Annotated in this window: 20 protein-coding genes and 1 pseudogene; 8 read left to right on the top strand and 13 right to left on the bottom strand. The window is 49.2% G+C overall.

All coding sequences use genetic code 11. The features are described from left to right. Positions 1-188 precede the first annotated feature (188 nt). Together C0K55_RS20960 and C0K55_RS20955 are read right to left on the bottom strand one after the other, a co-directional pair. Positions 189-1,391: an L-lactate MFS transporter gene (locus tag C0K55_RS20960; RefSeq protein ID WP_001517314.1), complete on the bottom strand. Its 1,203-nt coding sequence runs from the start codon at positions 1,389-1,391 to the stop codon at positions 189-191. Positions 1,392-1,619: 228 nt separating this feature from the next. After that, a complete protein-coding gene (locus C0K55_RS20955; protein ID WP_016262653.1) occupies positions 1,620-2,318 on the bottom strand; it encodes an autotransporter outer membrane beta-barrel domain-containing protein in 699 nt (232 codons plus the stop codon). A 157-nt stretch (positions 2,319-2,475) separates the two neighbouring features. On the opposite strand from C0K55_RS20955, the gene tag reads away from it, so the two are divergent. Continuing rightward, the gene (gene tag, locus C0K55_RS20950; protein ID WP_105266436.1) at positions 2,476-3,039 is read left to right on the top strand and encodes a DNA-3-methyladenine glycosylase I; all 564 of its coding nucleotides are present in this window, start codon (positions 2,476-2,478) and stop codon (positions 3,037-3,039) included. Then, a complete protein-coding gene (locus tag C0K55_RS20945; protein ID WP_001517317.1) occupies positions 3,036-3,476 on the top strand; it encodes an N-acetyltransferase in 441 nt (146 codons plus the stop codon). Before tag ends, C0K55_RS20945 begins: the two co-directional genes overlap by 4 nt. Here the strand turns inward: C0K55_RS20945 and bisC are convergent. After that, complete coding sequence (gene bisC, locus C0K55_RS20940) at positions 3,445-5,778, bottom strand: biotin sulfoxide reductase (RefSeq protein ID WP_105266437.1); 2,334 nt, start codon at positions 5,776-5,778, stop codon at positions 3,445-3,447. The genes C0K55_RS20945 and bisC overlap by 32 nt on opposite strands. A 152-nt stretch (positions 5,779-5,930) precedes the next feature. Here bisC and C0K55_RS20935 point away from each other — a divergent pair, with 152 nt between their 5' ends. Continuing rightward, complete coding sequence (locus C0K55_RS20935; protein WP_000747625.1) at positions 5,931-6,590, top strand: OmpA family lipoprotein; 660 nt, start codon at positions 5,931-5,933, stop codon at positions 6,588-6,590. 103 nt (positions 6,591-6,693) lie between these two features. Further along, a complete protein-coding gene (ghrB, locus tag C0K55_RS20930; RefSeq protein ID WP_001517319.1) occupies positions 6,694-7,668 on the top strand; it encodes a glyoxylate/hydroxypyruvate reductase GhrB in 975 nt (324 codons plus the stop codon). A gap of 49 nt (positions 7,669-7,717) precedes the next feature. Here ghrB and C0K55_RS20925 read toward each other — a convergent pair whose 3' ends face one another. Then, positions 7,718-8,428, bottom strand: a complete 711-nt coding sequence (locus tag C0K55_RS20925; RefSeq protein ID WP_000190515.1) for a DUF3053 domain-containing protein — start codon at positions 8,426-8,428, stop codon at positions 7,718-7,720. A 431-nt stretch (positions 8,429-8,859) separates the two neighbouring features. Between C0K55_RS20925 and C0K55_RS20920 the strand changes: the two genes are divergently transcribed. After that, positions 8,860-9,150 (top strand): HTH-type transcriptional regulator, encoded by a 291-nt coding sequence (locus tag C0K55_RS20920; protein WP_001517320.1) that lies wholly within the window; start codon positions 8,860-8,862, stop codon positions 9,148-9,150. 281 nt (positions 9,151-9,431) lie between these two features. Then, positions 9,432-9,644, top strand: coding sequence for a transcription antiterminator/RNA stability regulator CspE (cspE, locus tag C0K55_RS20915; RefSeq protein ID WP_000014594.1), 213 nt, complete (start codon positions 9,432-9,434; stop codon positions 9,642-9,644). 95 nt (positions 9,645-9,739) lie between these two features. On the opposite strand, the pseudogene C0K55_RS20910 reads toward cspE, so the two are convergent. The 5 genes and pseudogenes from C0K55_RS20910 to C0K55_RS20890 all read right to left on the bottom strand — a co-directional run. Continuing rightward, positions 9,740-9,841: pseudogene (locus C0K55_RS20910) on the bottom strand (IS3 family transposase); the annotation flags it as partial. Positions 9,842-9,978: 137 nt separating this feature from the next. Beyond that, positions 9,979-10,503 (bottom strand): helix-turn-helix domain-containing protein, encoded by a 525-nt coding sequence (locus C0K55_RS20905; protein WP_061091179.1) that lies wholly within the window; start codon positions 10,501-10,503, stop codon positions 9,979-9,981. A gap of 80 nt (positions 10,504-10,583) precedes the next feature. Continuing rightward, positions 10,584-12,653, bottom strand: a complete 2,070-nt coding sequence (glyS, locus tag C0K55_RS20900; RefSeq protein WP_105266438.1) for a glycine--tRNA ligase subunit beta — start codon at positions 12,651-12,653, stop codon at positions 10,584-10,586. Positions 12,654-12,662: 9 nt separating this feature from the next. Continuing rightward, entirely contained in the window at positions 12,663-13,574 is a 912-nt protein-coding gene (gene glyQ / locus C0K55_RS20895; RefSeq protein WP_001168542.1) for a glycine--tRNA ligase subunit alpha, read from the bottom strand. A 95-nt stretch (positions 13,575-13,669) separates the two neighbouring features. Then, entirely contained in the window at positions 13,670-13,966 is a 297-nt protein-coding gene (locus tag C0K55_RS20890; RefSeq protein WP_000982350.1) for a YsaB family lipoprotein, read from the bottom strand. Between the two features lie 176 nt (positions 13,967-14,142). On the opposite strand from C0K55_RS20890, the gene C0K55_RS20885 reads away from it, so the two are divergent. Beyond that, positions 14,143-15,138 carry an acyltransferase gene (locus tag C0K55_RS20885; protein ID WP_001182628.1) on the top strand — a complete coding sequence of 332 codons (996 nt, stop codon included), beginning with the start codon at positions 14,143-14,145 and terminating at the stop codon, positions 15,136-15,138. 36 nt (positions 15,139-15,174) lie between these two features. Here C0K55_RS20885 and yiaA read toward each other — a convergent pair whose 3' ends face one another. The 4 genes from yiaA to xylA all read right to left on the bottom strand — a co-directional run bounded on the left by yiaA (position 15,175) and on the right by xylA (position 19,014). After that, entirely contained in the window at positions 15,175-15,612 is a 438-nt protein-coding gene (gene yiaA / locus C0K55_RS20880; RefSeq protein ID WP_001517324.1) for an inner membrane protein YiaA, read from the bottom strand. Positions 15,613-15,657: 45 nt separating this feature from the next. After that, positions 15,658-15,999 carry an inner membrane protein YiaB gene (gene yiaB / locus C0K55_RS20875; RefSeq protein ID WP_001517325.1) on the bottom strand — a complete coding sequence of 114 codons (342 nt, stop codon included), beginning with the start codon at positions 15,997-15,999 and terminating at the stop codon, positions 15,658-15,660. 167 nt (positions 16,000-16,166) lie between these two features. Then, on the bottom strand, positions 16,167-17,621 hold the full coding sequence (gene xylB, locus C0K55_RS20870; protein WP_105266439.1) for a xylulokinase: 1,455 nt from the start codon (positions 17,619-17,621) through the stop codon (positions 16,167-16,169). A 70-nt stretch (positions 17,622-17,691) separates the two neighbouring features. Beyond that, on the bottom strand, positions 17,692-19,014 hold the full coding sequence (gene xylA / locus C0K55_RS20865) for a xylose isomerase (RefSeq protein WP_105266440.1): 1,323 nt from the start codon (positions 19,012-19,014) through the stop codon (positions 17,692-17,694). A gap of 366 nt (positions 19,015-19,380) precedes the next feature. On the opposite strand from xylA, the gene xylF reads away from it, so the two are divergent. After that, entirely contained in the window at positions 19,381-20,373 is a 993-nt protein-coding gene (gene xylF / locus C0K55_RS20860) for a D-xylose ABC transporter substrate-binding protein (protein WP_000694882.1), read from the top strand. Positions 20,374-20,401 lie beyond the last annotated feature (28 nt).

Genomic DNA, 20,401 nt, shown 5'->3' with positions numbered 1-20,401 from the left:
AAGCACAAATTTACAAAAATACAAGTATGAAAGGATACTTTTTGTAAATTGAACGTTTAAAAGGACCAGCTAGCTGGCCCTCGATTTTATCAATGACTCATCCTGAATTGTGCCGATACATTTGATTCATACACAATGAAAAAATACGCCACGCTATCTCAGGACGAGTCTGAAACCCGTCGTTACACTTAACCATGTACCTCACGAAACGTTCTGAATTCAGGCTGGCGAATGGTCGTTGAAAGCGCCAGCGAAAGAATCAGCAAGGCGAAAATGACGTAGAAGGTTACATAGAAGCCGCCAAACAGTGAGGCGATAATCGAGCCGCAAATACTACCGATACCAAACCCGAGGTAAATCACACCGTAGTTTTTCGCCAGGTTATTAAGCCCGAAGAACTCACTAACCAGTGACGGGAAGACGGTAATGGTGCCACCGAAGTTAAAGGCCACACAGGCAATCGCCGCAAAGAATGTCAGCGCATTGAGTGGAGCAAACAACAGCGCTGCCATACCCACCAGCGAAATCACCTGACCAATGGTGATGACACGAATACGGGCAATTTTGTCAGACAGAATGCCCAGCACCAGACGACCAGAAAGGTTAGCAATAGAAATAACCGTCACTGCGTTAGCTGCTGATACTGCATCAAGATGCGCCAGGCTCTGGGCGATATCTTTCGCCACACCAATGACATACAAACCGCTCATACAGGCAGTCAGGAACATCACCGCCAGCATCCAGTATTGCGGTTTACGCATCGACTCTGCCAGAGTGAAATCATTTTCCACCACGCCATTATGGGTTTTGACTTCCTGCTTCGGCGCGTCTTTCATTAAGGTTGCGCCAAAGACAATCATCACCAGCACAATCGCGCCCCAAATCAGAAAGGTTTTTTCCAGACCGACCGTCTCCAGCAGATGCGAGTCGATAAATTTGAATCCCAGGCTACCCAAACCATAGGAACCAATGGCGAACGCGGAGATCAAACCTTTACGCTCCGGGAACCACTTCACGCAGTTAGAGAGCGTCAGCAGGTAACCCGCGCCATCTGCCAGACCGACCAGCACACCAGCGCTCAACCACAGCATCATCAGACTGTTGGAATGCGCGGTAAGGAAGAAACCCAGCCCCAGTAAAATGCCGGACGCCATAGTGACGCGTTTTACGCCAAAACGTTCCTGCAACTTACCAGCCACAGAAGATGAGATCGCCAGTCCCAGACTCAACAGGCCAAAGGAGAAAGCGACCTGGCTTATCGGCGCATCCAGCTTGGCGGAAAGCGCGCCGTTAAACAGGCTCCAGGTATAAACCGAACCCAATGCAAACTGGGTAATGATAGTACCAATGAGTGTCAGCCAGCGGGTACGCTGATAGTTTGAAGGTGTCATGGCAGTATTCCTGCATTAATAAAAAGGAAAATTCTCTGCTGACAACCATAACGAAGTGCATTTTATGCCAGGGGGAAAACGGCATGAAATGCCATCAGAACGGAATGAAATGCCTCAGTTCAGGAATGAATGACGTGACAAACATTCACAACAATAATTATTGAGTCAGTTAGCACCCACTATCAATACAATGATTGTTATAACCGATCCCGCATTGTAAAAAACAAGTTAAAACCTGGCACTAACCCCCATAGTATACAAATAATCACTATTATTGGCGCTGTTCTCTGCCTGGGATAACGCAGCATAAGCGGCAATATGTTGGTTAAGCAGCATATCGGCGCCTACGGTCACATCAAGCCAGTTGCCGTTCTGATTTGTCGCCGTCATGCGACTCAGGCCTGATTGAGCCTTCCAGATATTTTCACCAAATTGCTGGTTGTAGCTGATTTGCGCCCAGGGGCGGAAATCGCCAAGTCGGGAATCAACACGCCAGCCCAACGTACTGACGCTGGCATGCCATAACGGATCGGTCAGTGTTGCAGTGCTGTCGCCAAACTCGTTATACATCGAAGTGGTCGTTCCGTCGTAATGCAATGCGGCGACCGGGCCTGTTGTAACGTGTTCATATAAAGGGAAGTTCCAGCCCATACTCATGCTGCTGGTTACATCCGCGGGAGTTTCTTCCGCCAGATTAACTTCCAGTCCCAGCGCCCTTTGGCTACTTTGAATACGTTGCGACAAAATATCGTTGTAATCAGGTTGGTGATCGCTATCCCAGGTATAACGTTCTGTGGTATGTCCTGGCTGCGTATCAACGATATATTCTTGTTGCCAGGCGTAAGCTGTGTTGAGAAAAAAAGAACTGATTACCACGCTCGCCAGCAGACTTAGGGGCCAGCGACCACCGCATTTTTTTATGATCATTAACACGACTCCAGGGAAGAGCCGAATTCGGCATTATTATTGTCATTGTATGAAGGATATCAGGCATATTAGTCCTGTATTAAATATTGACTTTTTCGCCGGTGCGTCAAGAAAAGCAGGTGAAATTTTTACGAACAGGTGCATAGAGAGGGAAAGTATGGAACGTTGCGGCTGGGTGAGTCAGGACCCGCTTTATATTGCCTACCACGATGAAGAGTGGGGCGTGCCTGAAACTGACAGTAAAAAACTGTTCGAAATGATCTGCCTTGAAGGGCAACAAGCTGGGCTGTCCTGGATTACCGTCCTCAAAAAACGTGAAAATTATCGCGCCTGTTTTCATCAATTCGATCCCGTGAAGGTCGCTGCAATGCAGGAAGAGGATGTTGAAAGGCTGGTGCAGGACACCGGAATTATCCGCCATCGCGGGAAAATCCAGGCCATTATTGGCAATGCGCGCGCATACCTGCAAATGGAACAGAACGGCGAACCATTTGCCGACTTTGTCTGGTCGTTCGTAAATCATCAGCCGCAGGTGACACAAGCCACAACGTTGAGTGAAATCCCCACATCAACGCCCGCCTCCGACGCGCTTTCTAATGCATTGAAAAAACGCGGTTTTAAATTCGTTGGATCAACGATTTGTTACTCCTTTATGCAGGCATGTGGGCTGGTGAATGATCATGTGGTTGGCTGCTGTTGCCATCCGGGGAATAAAGCATGATTAGACAAGCACAACGTTCGGAACTGCCCGCAATCCTTGAACTGTGGCTGGAAAGTACAACCTGGGGACATCCCTTTATAGAAGAAAGTTACTGGCGTGACTGCATTCCGCTGGTGCGTGATGCATATCTTGCCAACGCGCAAAACTGGGTATGGGAAGAAAACGGTGAATTTCTCGGTTTTGCCAGCATTATGGAAGGGCGGTTTCTGGCAGCAATGTTTGTCGCACCGAAGGCTGTCAGACGCGGTATCGGTAAGGCTTTGATGCAACATATGCAACAGCGCCATCCTCATTTATTGCTGGAGGTTTACCAGAAAAACCAGCCAGCAATAAGTTTTTACCATGCGCAGGGTTTTCAAATTGTCGACTGCGCATGGCAGGAGGAAACCCAACTCCCTACCTGGATTATGGATTGGCAGGCGGATCAAACGCCGTAAGTTTAAGTTCAGGCCCCGTGTATTTTTCCAGCCACGCCAGCGCCGTGTTACCCGCACAACCATTACCCAGCCGCGAGCTTGGGAAGTCTTTGGTCAGCACATTCACCGCGCCATTTTTACAAATGCCGCCAGCAGTAAAATCCAGATCTGGCCATGCCCCTTCGTGAATGCAAATCACACCAGGCCTGATGCCTTCACTAATCACCGCTCCGGCAAGAATTTGCCCGCGCGAGTTCCACAACCGAACAGTATCGCCATCTTGTATTCCGCGTGCCTTTGCATCGTCAGGATGAATGGTGACAGGCTCACGGTTTGCCACCGCATACAATTCGCGAAGTGAACTGTAATTCAACTGACTGTGCAGGCGATGCGCCGGATGGGCTGAAAGTACCTGCAACTGCTCTGCTTCGGCGTTGCCCCACCACTCATCGGGTTCCAGCCACATCGGATGGCCTGGACAATCCCGATAACCGTAATCCGCAATGCGCTGCGAGAAGATCTCAATCTTACCACTGGTCGTCTTTAATGGGTGTGCCTGCGGGTCGCGGCGAAAATCCGCGAAACGGATAAACCGCTTGCTGTCTGGATTTTCTGGCATCTCAATTAACTGATTGGCTTCCCAGAACTCGTCAAACGGCGGTATTTCAACCTGCTGATTTTCTCCACGCCGCCGCGCAACGTTATAGAACGTTTCCAGCCATTGCAGCTCACTTTTCCCTTCCGTAAACCGGGCATAGCCGCCCTTCTCCCAGCGCTCACTTAACTCAGCAAAAACATCAAAATCATTACGCGCTTCACCACGCGGTGGCACCACTTGCTTCATCGGCACCAGATGTTGATTGCTGTAATCGCCGGTCATAGTGAGATCGTTACGCTCAAACGACGTAGTCGCGGGGAGGACGATATCGGCATGTTTCGCCGCCGCCGTCCAGAAACATTCCGATATCACCACCAGCTCCGTTTTTTGCCAGGCGCGAATCAGACGATGAGTATCCTGATGATGGGTGAAGTTAGCGCCGCCCGCCCACCAGATAAAACGAATATCCGGGAAATGTCGGTTCATGCCGTTGTGTTGATACGCGCCGCCAGGGTTTTCTAATGCTTCGACAATGCGGGCTACGGGGATTTTATCTACCGCATCGGTGCCACCCGGCAAACTGCCCTGCATGGAAGGCAGCACCGCAGCGCGGCGGGTCGGGTTGCCGCCATTAGCAAAATGGTAAGAAAGACCAAAACCGCCACCGGGCGTGCCGATTTGCCCTAACATTGCCGCCAGCGTGACTATCATCCAGTGTTTTTGCTCACCAAACTGCTGGCGCTGCATTCCCCATCCAGCCATCAGCATAGTGGTATTTTGGTGGAAAATAGCTGCCAGCTCGCGGATTTTCTCTGCGCCAACACCGCAAATCTCCGCGGCCCATTCGGCGTTTTTTGCAATGCCATCACTCTCGCCCAACAAATAAGAGGCGAAGACGTCATAACCTGTGGTGCAACGCGCCAGAAATGCCTCGTCGTGCCAGCCGTTTTCCACCAGCGTGTGAGCTATCCCCAGCATCAGCGCCACATCAGTCCCCATATGCGGAGAGACCCATTCCATTTTATCGCCAAAGAAATCGACGGTTTCCGATCGCATTGGATCAATGCAGATCAGCTTTTTCCCGCTGTCACGCAGTGCGGCAAAGTAAGAAAGTCCCTGCTCATCGGACGCATTCCACGCAATTTTCAGCGTGTTTAATGGGTTAGCACTCCACAGCACCACCACGTCGCTATTTTCCAGCACCAGAGGCCAGCTAGTCTGCTGCTGATAGACTTCGCTGCCCCCCACGACATACGGCATGATCGCCTGTGCCGCGCCGGTTGAATAATCGCCCAAATGGCCGGTATAACCGCCTGCCAGCGCCATATAGCGTTGTAACAAGGTTGACGCTTTATGCAGCACACCGTTTGAACGCCAACCGTAGGAACCGGCAAAAATCGATGCCGGACCATAAGCCTCACGAATGCGTTTATGCTGATGGTGGATGAGATCCAGCGCCTCATCCCAACTCACACGAACAAATTCATCCTGCCCGCGAACGCCTTGTGGTTTTTCTGGCGATGCGAGGAAACCTTTGCGCACCATCGGAAATTGCACTCGCGTGTTGCTATGAACCTGGTCACGAACCGCGCTCTGCAAGGAATTTTCCATTTCTGTGGCTAACGCACCACGCGAGCTGAAGACTGTTTCACCGTCGGTTTCAACCAGCATGGGCCCCCAGTGGGCGGCAGTAAGAACGGAATAACGTGAGGATGAGATGGCCAAACCGAAGGCTCCTGAAAGGTTAGATGTATTGAGCAGTTAAATATTACTTACAAATTTCCGAGTATTCCCAGGAATAATCTTCATGTTCACACGGCATAATCTCCCGCCACGAAACCCGTGACCAAGAATAAAAAGGTTATTAAGGATTAACAATGAAGAAACGTGTTTATCTTATTGCTGCCGTAGTCAGCGGCGCTCTGGCGGTATCTGGTTGTACAACTAACCCTTACACCGGCGAACGCGAAGCAGGTAAATCTGCTATCGGTGCAGGTCTGGGCTCTCTCGTTGGCGCGGGTATTGGCGCTCTCTCTTCTTCGAAGAAAGATCGCGGTAAAGGTGCGCTGATTGGCGCAGCGGCAGGTGCGGCACTGGGTGGCGGCGTTGGCTATTACATGGATGTGCAGGAAGCGAAACTGCGCGACAAAATGCGCGGCACAGGCGTTAGCGTAACCCGCAGCGGAGATAACATTATCCTCAACATGCCGAACAACGTGACCTTTGACAGCAGCAGCGCCACCCTGAAACCAGCAGGTGCTAACACCCTGACCGGCGTTGCAATGGTGCTGAAAGAGTATCCAAAAACGGCGGTTAACGTGATTGGCTACACCGACAGCACTGGTGGTCACGACCTGAATATGCGTCTGTCCCAGCAGCGTGCTGATTCCGTTGCCAGCGCATTGATCACCCAGGGCGTGGACGCCAGCCGTATTCGTACCCAAGGTCTTGGCCCGGCTAACCCAATCGCCAGCAACAGCACCGCAGAAGGCAAAGCCCAAAACCGTCGCGTAGAAATTACGTTAAGCCCGCTGTAATCACTGTCATGCCAGGTGACGAAGAAATCACCTGGCATTCTTCGGTTTTCCTGCTTCATTTTTCAGGCTAAGGTGATCGCCTTATCAGTGAATGGAGAGAAGAATGAAGCCGTCCGTTATCCTCTACAAAGCCTTACCTGATGATTTACTGCAACGCCTGCAAGAGCATTTCATCGTTCACCAGGTGGCAAATCTCAATCCACAGACCATCGAACAAAACGCGGCGATTTTTGCCGAAGCTGAAGGTCTACTGGGTTCAAATGAGAATGTTGATGCCACGTTGCTGGAAAAGATGCCGAAACTGCGTGCCACTTCAACTATCTCTGTCGGCTATGACAATTTCGATGTCGATGCGCTTAATGCCCGGAAAATCCTGCTGATGCATACGCCAACCGTATTAACGGAAACAGTAGCCGATACGCTGATGGCGCTGGTGCTGTGTACCGCGCGTCGGGTTGTGGAAGTCGCGGAGCGCGTAAAAGCGGGCGAATGGACCGCCAATATCGGCCCGGACTGGTACGGCACTGATGTTCACCATAAAACACTGGGGATTGTCGGGATGGGACGGATCGGAATGGCGCTGGCGCAACGTGCGCACTTTGGCTTCAACATGCCAATTCTTTATAACGCTCGTCGCCATCATAAAGAAGCTGAAGAACGCTTTAACGCCCGCTACTGTGATCTGGATACATTGTTACAAGAATCAGATTTCGTTTGCCTAATCCTGCCGCTAACTGAAGAAACTCATCACCTGTTTGGCGCTGAACAATTCGCCAAAATGAAATCTTCCGCCATCTTCATTAATGCAGGGCGTGGGCCGGTAGTTGACGAAAATGCACTGATTGCCGCATTACAGAAAGGGGAAATTCACGCCGCCGGGCTGGATGTCTTCGAACAAGAGCCATTGCCCGTAGATTCACCGTTGCTATCAATGACCAATGTCGTTGCAGTACCGCATATTGGTTCGGCCACTCATGAGACGCGTTATGGCATGGCTGCCTGTGCCGTGGATAATTTGATTAATGCGTTGCTGGGGAAGGTTGAGAAGAACTGTGTGAATCCGCACGTCGCGGGCTAAGCCGCGACTGCGTAGATAAAAGCCCGATAACTTCTCGGGCTTTTACCGTTTATTGGGTTGCAGTTACTGCTGCGGTCCAGGCCTGATTAAACGCCTGATGCTGTGCCGGTAATGGCGCGATCAGTTTGTTATATTCACTTGCCTGCTGGGAAGTCGGGAACTGAATGCCGTTCGATACAAAGCTCACCTGAGTACCTTGCTGAGCAATGTAGTCTCCAACCATCACCAGTTGTTGCGTGAAGGTTTGTGCCGCTGGAATCAGCGGTTGCAAGGCATCGGCCGGAGTAGTCACCACTTTAGTGAATGCCTGATCAAAGACCGGTTTCAGATCGTCAGCTTGTTTTAGCGCAGAGTGCGCGGCATCTGCCTGCAACTTCGCATTTTGCAATTGTTGCGCCAGTACGCCCAGAGAACCGTTCATTTCACGCAGTGGACCACTTTGCGTGACGTAATCCTGCGGTACACGAATCGCGTTAACGCTGTCTACAACCGGACGCAGACCGGAATCCATCGCCTGATTAACCTGTTGGGAATAGCCATACAGGATCGCGTAATCAGAGACAAAAGGACCAAATTGTTTTTTCTGATCGGCAGTCAGGGTTGGTAGACGTTCACCGCTACGCATCACAGTATTCTGCAGGAAGTCGATAAACGCTTTACGCTGATCGCCTTCTTTATCAAAACACCCACTCAGGCTAACTACCATTAATAACGCCGCAAGAGGCGCAAACCAGCGAGAGCAGGACTTTCCTGTCGCCATTTTCTTACTCCTTTCACCCAAAAAAAGCGCACAACGACACACGCGTGTCTGACGCAGACAAGGATAGTCCAGGACAGGCCTACAGGATACCCTTTATGTATAATCTTCCTGGGAAAATGATGGAGAAAATGAAGTAAGGTTAATTTGTTGTTTCATTGTTAAAAATTGATATTGCCATTGTGTTTTTGTTGCCAGGACTTTCCTTCTCGTTGGGAGGCCAGATTTTCGAAATCTTTACAAATCACGGCCAGTACGAGATATATCTGCATATATCAGATCGTTAGGTGACTATAAGTCACGGTGACTGACGGGCTGAATCGAATCACACTCAAAGCATGTCTAACTTCTCCCCGCTATGCCTGTTTTCCCGACTATTCTTAATAAGCTTCGATGAAATTCACGATCCCGCAGTGTGATTTGAGGAGTTTTCAATGGAATATAAAGATCCAATGCATGAGTTGTTGAGTAGCCTGGAACAGATTGTTTTTAAAGATGAAACACAGAAAATTACCCTGACACACAGACCAACACCTTGTACCGAAATTGAGCAATTACGCAAAGGGACAGGGTTAAAAATTGATGATTTCGCCCGGGTTTTGGGCGTATCTGTTGCCATGGTAAAGGAATGGGAATCCAGACGCGTGAAGCCTTCCAGTGCCGAACTAAAACTTATGCGCCTGATTCAAGCCAACCCGGCATTAAGTAAGCAGTTGATGGAATAGGTTTTTATTCCCTTTTTTGATGATGACGGTCCTGCTGACAGGGCCGCTTTCTGAACGATTAATCATAAATTTGAAAAATAAATGTTGCATCACCACCCAATGCGTGGCTTAATGCACTCAACGGTTTGACGTACAGACCATTAAAGCAGTGTAGTAAGGCAAGTCCCTTCAAGAGTTATCGTTGATACCCCTCGTAGTGCACATTTCCTTTAACGCTTCAAAAATCTGTAAAGCACGCCATAACGCCGAAAGGCACAATTAATTATTAAAGGTAATACACTATGTCCGGTAAAATGACTGGTATCGTAAAATGGTTCAACGCTGACAAAGGCTTCGGCTTCATCACTCCTGACGATGGCTCTAAAGATGTGTTCGTACACTTCTCTGCTATCCAGAACGATGGTTACAAATCTCTGGACGAAGGTCAGAAAGTGTCCTTCACCATCGAAAGCGGCGCTAAAGGCCCGGCAGCTGGTAACGTAACCAGCCTGTAATCTCTGCTTAAAAGCACAGAATCTAAGATCCCTGCCAATTGGCGGGGATTTTTTTATTTGTCCTGGACTGACCCCATAAAGTTGGACAGTTCATGTTAAGCGGCTTTCAGGGTCTGGGTTCGGTATTCTACCGGACTCAGGTCTTTTAATTTCAGGCTGATCCGCTCGTTGTTATAATAATGGATATAGTCCTCTATCGCCTTCCTCAGTTCATTCAGCCCGGCATGCCTGTCCACTCGCTTCAGGGCATTCATATTGTGATACCACGTACTGCGGGACATACCCGCTGCACGCAGAAGATCACCGAGCGCATGCTTAAGCCTTAGCTCACTGATTATCCGGGCTTTCTGCCGTTTTTCTCGCTTTGAACTAAGGCCTTCAGCTTTTTTAGATAGGCATTCTCTGCGCGAAGGTAACGGAGTTCCGCCCGCAGTTCTTCGGGAGATAACTTTTCCAGTTCTGCATCGGTAAGTGGAGGTGTTTTTTGAGGTTTTGTCATGTCCTTGCTCCGACCTGGTTTTATGTTCAGAAGTCCTTCTTCACCGGTGTCTTTGTAAACCTTCACCCAGTGCCGGACCACGGATTCATTTGAAATATTAAACCGTGAGGCGGCCTCGCGCATGGTAAGTTCTTCACTCAGAGCCTTCAGAACAACCGTCAGTCGAAACTCAGGAGAGTGGCGGTCATTTTTCCATGTAATACCATCAATACCGTGGAGTTGCCAGGCTCTTACCCAGCGTCGCACAAATGTTTCTTCAACACCAAAACGTTCAGCGGTACGACGTGCGCCATCGTGTCCGGCAAGATAATGATTAACGACAGCTAATCTGGTTTCGAGAGAATATTTTGGCTTTGCCATAAAAAACTGCACCTTAATCAGTTGGGTGTCCAACTTTTGGGGTGCAGTCCAATCTGGCAGGCTTCTTATTAAAGGAGTTATTACTGCAACAACGAAATATCCGCAACGCGCAGGAACAATTCGCGCAGTTTTTCCAGCATGGTCAGACGGTTGATACGCAGATCTTTATCATCAACCATAACCATCACTTTATCGAAGAAGGCGTCAACCGGTTCACGCAGTTCAGCCAGTTCGACCAGCGCATCCTGGTAACGACCTTCAGCGAAGTATGGCTCTAGCTTGTCGCGCAGTACAACCACCTGCATCGCCAGCTTAATTTCTTCCGGCTCTTTCAGGGTAGATGCGTTCACACGATCGCTCAGGACTTCGTCAGATTTCGCCAGAATGTTGGATACGCGCTTATTCGCTGCCGCCAGTGCAGCCGCTGCTTCCAGAGTACGGAAGTGCGATACGGCCTTCATACGGGCATCGAAATCTGCCGGACGAGTTGGGCGGCGCGCCAGAACGGCCTGGATGGTGTCGACGGTATAACCTTCGTCCTGATACCAGGCACGGAAACGGCCAAGCATAAAGTCGATAACGTCATCGACCACATTAGCGTTGGTCAGCTTATCGCCGTACAGACGCACCGCTTCTTCGGTTAGCGTTTGCAGATCGAGGTTCAGGTTCTTCTCGACGATAATACGCAACACGCCGAGTGCCGCACGACGCAGCGCAAACGGGTCTTTATCGCCTTTCGGATGCTGACCAATACCGAAGATACCAGCCAGAGTATCCATTTTGTCAGCGATCGCCAGCGCACAGGCCACCGGGTTAGACGGCAGAGAATCACCAGCAAAGCGCGGCTGATACTGCTCGTTCAGCGCGACAGCCACATCTTCCGCTTCGCCATCGTGGCGCGCGTAGTGCATACCCATCACGCCCTGAGTGTCAGTGAACTCGAAGACCATATTGGTCATCAGGTCACACTTGGACAGCAGCCCCGCACGGGTCGCGTGGTTGACGTCAGCACCAATCTTTTCAGCAATCCAGCCAGCCAGCGCCTGAATGCGGTCAGTCTTGTCGCGCAGCGTACCTAATTGTTGCTGGAACAGCACGGTTTGCAGACGCGGCAGGTTATCTTCCAGACGTTTCTTACGGTCGGTATTAAAGAAGAACTCCGCATCCGCCAGACGCGGGCGAACGACTTTTTCATTACCGGAGATAATTTGCTGCGGATCTTTTGATTCGATGTTGGCAACGAAGATAAAGTTCGGCAGCAATTTGCCGTCGTTCGCATACACCGGGAAGTATTTCTGGTCACCTTTCATGGTGTAAACCAGTGCTTCAGACGGCACCGCGAGGAATTTCTCTTCAAATTTCGCAGTCAGAACGACAGGCCATTCCACCAGCGAAGCCACTTCTTCCAGCAGGCTTTCGCTTAAGTCAGCGTTACCGCCAATCTTACGCGCGGCTTCTTCGGCATCGGCTTTAATCTTCGCCTTACGTTCTTCGTAATCTGCGATGACTTTACCGCGCTCACGCAGAATTTCCGGATATTGATCGGCATTATCGATAGTAATTTCCGGCTCGCCCATAAAGCGGTGGCCGCGAATCACGCGATCGGACTGAATACCCAGAATGGTTGCCGGAATGACTTTATCGCCCAGCAGCAAAGTCACAGTATGAACTGGACGCACGAAGTGTACGTCGCTTGCGCCCCAGCGCATCAGTTTCGGAATCGGCAATTTCGCAAGCGAAGTAGCTACCATGTTCGGTATCAGCGCTTCGGTGCTTTCGCCCTTCACGTGAGCGCGATACAGCAACCATTCACCTTTGTCAGTAGTCAGACGCTCAGCCTGGTCAACGGAGATCCCGCAACCACGCGCCCAACCTTCTGCAGCTTTGCTCGGTTTGCCTTCGGCGTCAAATGCCTGGGCAATTGCCGGGCCACGTTTTTCGATTTCACGATCAGGTTGTGCTTCCGCAAGGTTAGCCACTTTCAGCGCCAGACGACGCGGAGCAGCAAACCATTCAACAGTACCGTGTGCGAGACCGGCGTTATCCAGCTCCGCAGTAAAGTTCGCAGCAAAGGACTCTGCCAGGCTGCGCAGTGCTTTTGGTGGCAGCTCTTCAGTGCCAATTTCCACCAGAAAAGTTTTCTCAGACATGGCCGCCTCTTACTTGTCTTTGTTGCACATCGGGAAGCCGAGGGCTTCACGGGAAGCATAGTATGCTTCTGCCACTGCTTTGGTCAGGGTGCGAATGCGCAGAATGTAACGCTGACGCTCGGTGACAGAGATGGCTTTACGCGCATCCAGCAGGTTGAAGCTGTGGGCGGCTTTCAGAATACGTTCGTAGGCTGGCAACGGCAGCGGATTTTCCAGCGCCAGCAATTGCTGTGCTTCTTTCTCGTACTGCTCGAAGCAGGTGAACAGGAAGTCCACATCCGCGTATTCGAAGTTGTAGGTGGATTGCTCCACTTCGTTCTGATGGAAGACGTCACCGTAGGTGGTTTTACCCAGCGGGCCGTCGCACCAGACCAGGTCATAAACGCTATCTACGCCCTGAATATACATCGCCAGACGTTCCAGACCGTAGGTGATCTCACCGGTAACCGGTTTACACTCCAGACCACCAACCTGCTGGAAGTAAGTGAACTGCGTTACTTCCATGCCGTTCAGCCACACTTCCCAGCCCAGTCCCCAGGCACCCAGCGTCGGGTTTTCCCAGTTGTCTTCCACGAAACGGATATCGTGGATAGTCGGATCCATGCCCAGCTCTTTCAGAGAACCGAGGTACAGCTCCTGGATATTGTCCGGTGATGGCTTAATCACCACCTGGAACTGATAGTAGTGCTGTAAACGGTTGGGGTTTTCGCCGTAACGACCATCGGTCGGGCGACGAGAAGGCTGAACATAAGCAGCCGCCATCGGTTCTGGCCCCAGCGCGCGCAGACAGGTCATTGGGTGAGAGGTTCCCGCGCCGACTTCCATGTCCAATGGTTGAACAATGGTGCAGCCCTGGCGAGCCCAGTAATCCTGTAAGGTCAGGATCAAGCCCTGGAAGGTCCTGGTATCAAACTTTTGCATATTATTTCGTGCTGGATACGTGTGGATTTAAAGGAAGGGATCAGTATACCCGCTGGATGGAAGATATACAGTACGAAACGGGAAAAAGGCTGCGCTTAACGCATGGAAAGATGCAAAAAATGGCCATCCGCGTCAAAAGAACAGACAAACTGTTCTTTCCTGAAGGTATAACCGCGCATTTCATAGCTCCCCTGGAACTGTTCAAACGCGATGACGTCGTTTTTTTGCTCGCCAGTGTTATAACGTTTTGCCACCTGATCCTTGCACAAGATTTCCATATTCAACGAACGCAGCGGTTCAACCTTTACCCGTTGCGCTTTCTGTTCGGGTGGTGGTGCCGAACATCCCACTAACACAATGAGCGTCATTGCCGGAAAGAAATAGTTCATCATCGTTAAATTACCGTCTGGTTTGCAGGTGAGTCTTATTATTAATATCGGTATAGTGGCTGGATCTTATAAATTTTCTCAAGCATCTCTAAGATGTAGTGATCAAACTCAGATTATTCCAGTGCATCAGCCGAATGATTTATCGGTCAGACTTTTTTTAACCAGATACAGAGACACAGATGCAGCCCAAAATTTATTGGATTGATAACCTGCGAGGGATAGCTTGTTTAATGGTGGTGATGATTCATACCACTACCTGGTATGTGACCAATGCCCATAATGTTAGCCCTGTAACCTGGGATATCGCGAATGTTCTAAATTCGGCCTCTCGTGTCAGCGTGCCGCTATTTTTCATGATTTCCGGCTATCTCTTTTTTGGCGAACGTAGCGCCCAACCGCGTCATTTCTTGCGTATCGGCTTGTGTCTGCTGTTTTATAGCGTCGTCGCACTGCTCTACATTGCGCTGTTTACCTCCATCAATGTGGAGTTATCGCTGAAAAAACTGCTGCAAAAACCGGTGTTTTATCACTTATGGTTTTTCTTCGCGATTGCGGTGATTTATCTGGTTTCGCCACTGGTTCAGGTAAAAAACATCAGCGGTAAAATGTTGCTGGTGCTAATGGTGGTGATTGGCATCATCGCCAACCCAAACACAGTGCCCCAGAAGATCGACGGTTTTGAATGGTTACCAATTAACTTATATATCAATGGCGATACTTTTTACTACATCCTGTATGGCATGCTGGGCCGCGCCATTGGGATGATGAACACACAACATAAATCTCTATCGTGGATGAGTGCCGCACTGTTTATAGCGGGAGTATTTATTATCTCTCGTGGGACATTATATGAATTACAGTGGCGCGGAAACTTTGCCGATACCTGGTATCTTTACTGTGGACCGATGGTTTTTATCTGCGCAATCGCGTTACTGACTCTGGTAAAAAATACTCTGGATACGCACACTATTCGCGGGCTTGGGCTGATATCCCGTCATTCTTTAGGTATATACGGATTCCACGCGTTGATTATCCATGCGCTGCGTACCGGTGGTATTGAGCTTAAAAACTGGCCAATACTGGATATTATTTGGATCTTTTGCGCGACGCTGGCAGCAAGTTTGTTACTTTCTGTGCTGGTGCAACGAATCGACAAAAACAGATTAGTGAGTTAAGTAAAAACCCGGTCAGTGTGACCGGGCTTACGTGGGTTATTCGCTATATTCTTCCTGCACAGTCATCGTTTCTTTTGATGCGTTGATTCCGGCATCACGGATATTCTTCTGCACCGCTACCGTACCAAACAAGCTTAAAAAGAAGGCCAATCCATAAAAACCTTTTTCACTAAGTAATAACGTTGCATTCCACAGACCTACCATCAGTAAAGCGACAGAGATGATAAAGACCACCAGGCAGGTCATATAATAAATAGACGTAGTAGGAATGCCTTCATATTTATCCCGAACGGTCTTTTGATAGGAAGCTGCCGAAAACAGCCCTAACACCAACACGGCAAAATAATACCCTTTTTCATTTAACTGCATCTCTGCATTCCATAGCCCTAACAGATAGGTAACGATACCGCCTGCGAGAGCTATCCATGACACAATACCGAATGCTGGAGAATAGGTTGATATTTTGTTTTCCATCACAGATTTCCTTTCATTCCTGAATCATTAAGAGCTTTATGTCGATCATACCGTGCGGAACAAGCGCATTTGACCAAACAAGCAGACGAAAAAGGCGAGCGGATAGATCACCATCTCATACGCGTTAATGGGCGCATTTAAAACACCGATAAACAAAAGACCGATAGTGATTAACGCAACTAACTGGCAGACACGAATAAAGAATTCATCCAGTTGCCCAAGTTTTTCTGCGCGCAGATAGGCATAGTTGCCAAAAGTCCCCGTCATTAACACGCCAAGAAAATAGCCTTTGCCGCTTAACAATGGGCATGAGATCCATAGTCCTATCAGATAAACCAGCGCCCCGATAACAAATAATAGTTTTGCCACAGTCTTTGAGGTTTTCATAACGATCTCCATATCTACCTGCGATACATTACGAGTAACCAACAAAAGACAAAACTGAAAAACACCATTAACAAATGATTTTCAGAATAAATTCATATAAAAAATTAATAAATTATAAATATACATAGCTGTGAATTATCCCCCGTCACATAAGACAGGGGAAAATATTATGTCATCATCGGCAGAAGTTGCTGATAGAGACGACGGAAAGTTTCTCGTCGTGGCTGATAAGCAGCATAATGTTGTGCATCCGGCTGATGCGACTGTTCCAACGGCAGTTGTGGTAACAGTTCAGCGAGTGATTTATCTGGATTCATCGCAATCTGAGCCAGCCTCGCTGCGCCCAATGCAGGCCCCACATCGCCGCCTGTGCGGTAATCTAGTTGCTGACCACTGATATCCGCCAGCATCTGGCGCCAGTACTCGCTACGTGCGCCACCACCAATCAATGTAATACTTTGCGGTTGAATGCCGCAGGCATGTACGACATCCATACCATCGGCTAACGCATACCCCACGCCTTCCAGTACGGCACGCGCCAGTTCCGCGAGGCCGTGCTGATGGGTCAGACCGAAGAAAACGCCCTTTGCCTGTGGGTTATTGTGCGGCGTACGCTCGCCGGAAAGATAAGGTAAAAACCAGACAGGATCGACACTCTCATTAGCCTGCTGCGCTGCAGTAATTAAAGCGGGAACATCACCCATGCCGGTTAATTTCACCGCCCAGTCCAGACACGATGCCGCACTCAACATTACAGACATTAAATGCCAACGCTCCGGTAAAGCATGACAAAAGCTGTGTACGGCACTTTCCGGCTTGCTTAAGAACCCTTCGCTTACTGCAAAATAAACCCCCGAAGTTCCCAACGACAGCATTGCCTGGTTGGCATCCACCATACCCACACCAATCGCACCTGCCGCATTATCACCGCCGCCCGCGACAACTGGCACCGCCGCCATTCCCCACGCTTTTGCAACCTCGGGTAGCAAAGTGCCAGTAATATCGCTGCCTTCGTATAATGCTGGCATCTGATCACGAGATAGCTGGCAAGCCTCCAGCATGACATCACTCCAATCTCGCTTTGCGACATCCAACCACATGGTGCCAGCCGCATCAGACATATCACTAACAAACTCCCCCGTCATACGCAGACGCAAATAATCTTTCGGTAATAATACTTTGTCGATTTGATGGAATATCTCCGGCTCATGCCGCTGAACCCACAGCAATTTAGGCGCAGTAAATCCGGGCATCATAAGGTTGCCGGTAATCGTCCGCGATTGCGGAACTCGCGATTCCAGCAAAACGCACTCCTCTGCACAGCGCCCGTCGTTCCACAAAATGGCAGGACGTAGCACCCGCTGTTGAGCATCAAGTAAAGTTGCACCGTGCATTTGCCCGGCAATACCCAATGCTTTAACGTCTCGCAGAGAATGCTGCTCACCCAGGGTTCTCATCGCGCGATCAGTCACCTGCCACCACTGTTCCGGATCTTGCTCCGACCAGAGTGGATGCGGACGCGAAACGGTCAGTTTTTCCGTTTGCGAAGCGACCACCTCACCTTGCTCGTTGAGCAAAATAACTTTTACGCCCGATGTGCCAAGATCTATCCCGATATACATAGCGATCGTTCCTTAAAAAAATGCCCGGTATCGCTACCGATAACCGGGCTTGAGACTGCGCAATTAGCCGTTATCTGTCGAACAGATAATGATTTACCAGGTTTTCCAACTGCTCCTGGCGTCCACTCTGATGCACCGGAGCCAGATTATGTTCCTGAGCATATTTTGCTAAATCCACCAGTGACATTTGGCCTTTCAGGATTTGCTGCCCCAGTTCGCTATTCCAACCGGAATAACGTTGCGCTACGCGTTTATCCAATTCGCCGTCTTCAATCATGCGTGCTGCAATTTTCAATGCCAACGCCATCGTATCCATCGCCCCAATATGACCGTAGAACAGATCATACTTATCAGTACTCTGACGACGTACTTTGGCATCAAAGTTCAGACCGCCGGTCGTGAAACCGCCTGCTTTAAGGATTTCATACATTACCAGCGCGTTCTCTTCCACACTGTTCGGGAACTGGTCAGTATCCCAGCCAAGCTGCGCGTCGCCGCGGTTAGCATCGACTGAGCCGAACAGACCAAGCGCAATGGCGGTGGCAATTTCATGGTGGAAAGAGTGACCCGCCAGCGTCGCGTGGTTAGCTTCAATATTCAGTTTAATTTCTTTTTCGAGACCAAACTGTTTCAGGAAGCCATAGACCGTCGCGGCATCGTAGTCATATTGATGTTTAGTCGGCTCTTGCGGTTTCGGTTCGATAAGTAATGTGCCCTGGAAGCCTATTTTATGTTTATGTTCAACAACCATCTGCATAAAGCGACCAAGCTGTTCACGTTCCTGACGCAGGTCAGTATTCAGTAAAGTTTCATAACCTTCACGACCGCCCCACAATACATAGTTTTCACCGCCCAACTTATGCGTCGCTTCCATCGCGGTAACGACCTGAGTTGCCGCCCAGCTAAAGACTTCGGGATCTGGATTCGTCGCCGCGCCCGCGCCATAGCGAGGATGAGTAAAGCAGTTAGCGGTTCCCCACAACAATTTCACACCGCTCTCTTCTTGTTTGCCAGCCAGCACATCAACCATTTGCGCAAAGTTATTGATGTACTCTTTTAACGACGCGCCTTCCGGAGAAACATCCACGTCATGGAAGCAATAAAATGGCACATGTAATTTGTGGAAGAACTCGAATGCGACATCAGCTTTATGCTTCGCCAGTGCCAATGCCTCGCCAGGTTGCTGCCACGGACGGTTAAACGCGCCTACACCAAACATATCCGCTCCGTTCCAGCAGAAGGTATGCCAGTAGCAGGCGGCAAAACGCAAGTGGTCTTCCATACGCTTGCCCAGCACCAGTTCGTCGGGGTTGTAATGACGGAATGCTAACGGGTTAGAGGATTTTGGACCTTCGTAACGAACGCGATCGAGCTGGTCAAAATAGGCTTGCATAATGAACTCCATAATCAGGTAATGCCGCGTGTGATGGTTGATGTCGTAATATTGGGCACTCCCTTTCAGTTGCTCAATTATGTTATTTCACACTGCTATTGAGATAATTCACAAGTGTGCGCTAGCTCGCAAAATAATATGGAATTATGAAACTGGGTAATTCCTCGAAGAGAAAAATGCAACAAGTACAATTAAGCAACAAAAGTAAGATCTCTGTCATAAATCAAGAAATAAACCAAAAATCGTAATCGAAAGATAAAAATCTGTAATTGTTTTCCCCTGTTTAGTTGCTAAAAATTGATTACGTTTATCGCGGTGATTGTTACTTATTAAAGCTGTCCTCTAACAAAAGAAGGCCTCTACACCATGAAAATAAAGAATATTTTACTCACCCTTTGCACCTCACTCCTGCTTACAAACGTCGCGGCGCACGCCAAAGAAGTCAAAATAGGAATGGCAATTGATGATCTCCGTCTTGAGCGCTGGCAAAAAGATCGTGATATCTTTGTGAAAAAAGCGGAATCTCTCGGTGCGAAAGTATTCGTGCAATCTGCAAATGGCAATGAAGAAACCCAAATGTCGCAGATTGAAAACATGATTAACCGGGGCGTCGATGTTCTCGTCATTATTCCATATAACGGTCAGGTATTAAGTAACGTTGTAAAAGAAGCCAAACAAGAGGGTATTAAAGTATTAGCTTACGATCGCATGATTAACGACGCGGATATCGATTTTTATATTTCTTTCGATAACGAAAAAGTCGGTGAACTGCAAGCAAAAGCCCTGGTCGATATCGTCCCGCAAGGAAATTATTTCCTGATGGGCGGCTCCCCGGTCGATAACAACGCCAAACTGTTCCGCGCCGGGCAAATGAAAGTATTAAAACCTTATGTTGATTCAGGAAAAATTAAAGTCGTTGGCGACCAATGGGTTGATGGCTGGTTACCAGAAAATGCGCTAAAAATTATGGAAAACGCGCTGACAGCTAACAATAACAAAATTGATGCAGTTGTCGCTTCAAACGATGCTACCGCCGGTGGGGCAATTCAGGCATTAAGCGCGCAAGGTTTATCAGGGAAAGTGGCTATTTCCGGCCAGGATGCGGATCTCGCGGGAGTTAAACGTATTGCCGCGGGAACGCAAACCATGACGGTGTATAAACCTATTACTTTGTTGGCAAATACCGCGGCAGAAATTGCCGTTGAGTTGGGCAATGGTCAGGAACCGAAAGCAGATACTACGTTAAATAATGGCTTGAAAGATGTTCCATCCCGCCTGCTGACACCTATCGATGTGAATAAAAACAACATCAAGGATACGGTAATTAAAGACGGATTCCACAAAGAGAGCGAGCTTTAAGCGTTACCTCCCCGGCGCTGGCCGGGGG

Origin of the sequence: Escherichia sp. MOD1-EC6098 (genome assembly GCF_002965865.1) — a bacterium.
Taxonomy (GTDB): Bacteria; Pseudomonadota; Gammaproteobacteria; order Enterobacterales; family Enterobacteriaceae; genus Escherichia; species Escherichia marmotae.
This window is presented reverse-complemented; position numbering and strand designations above follow the sequence as displayed.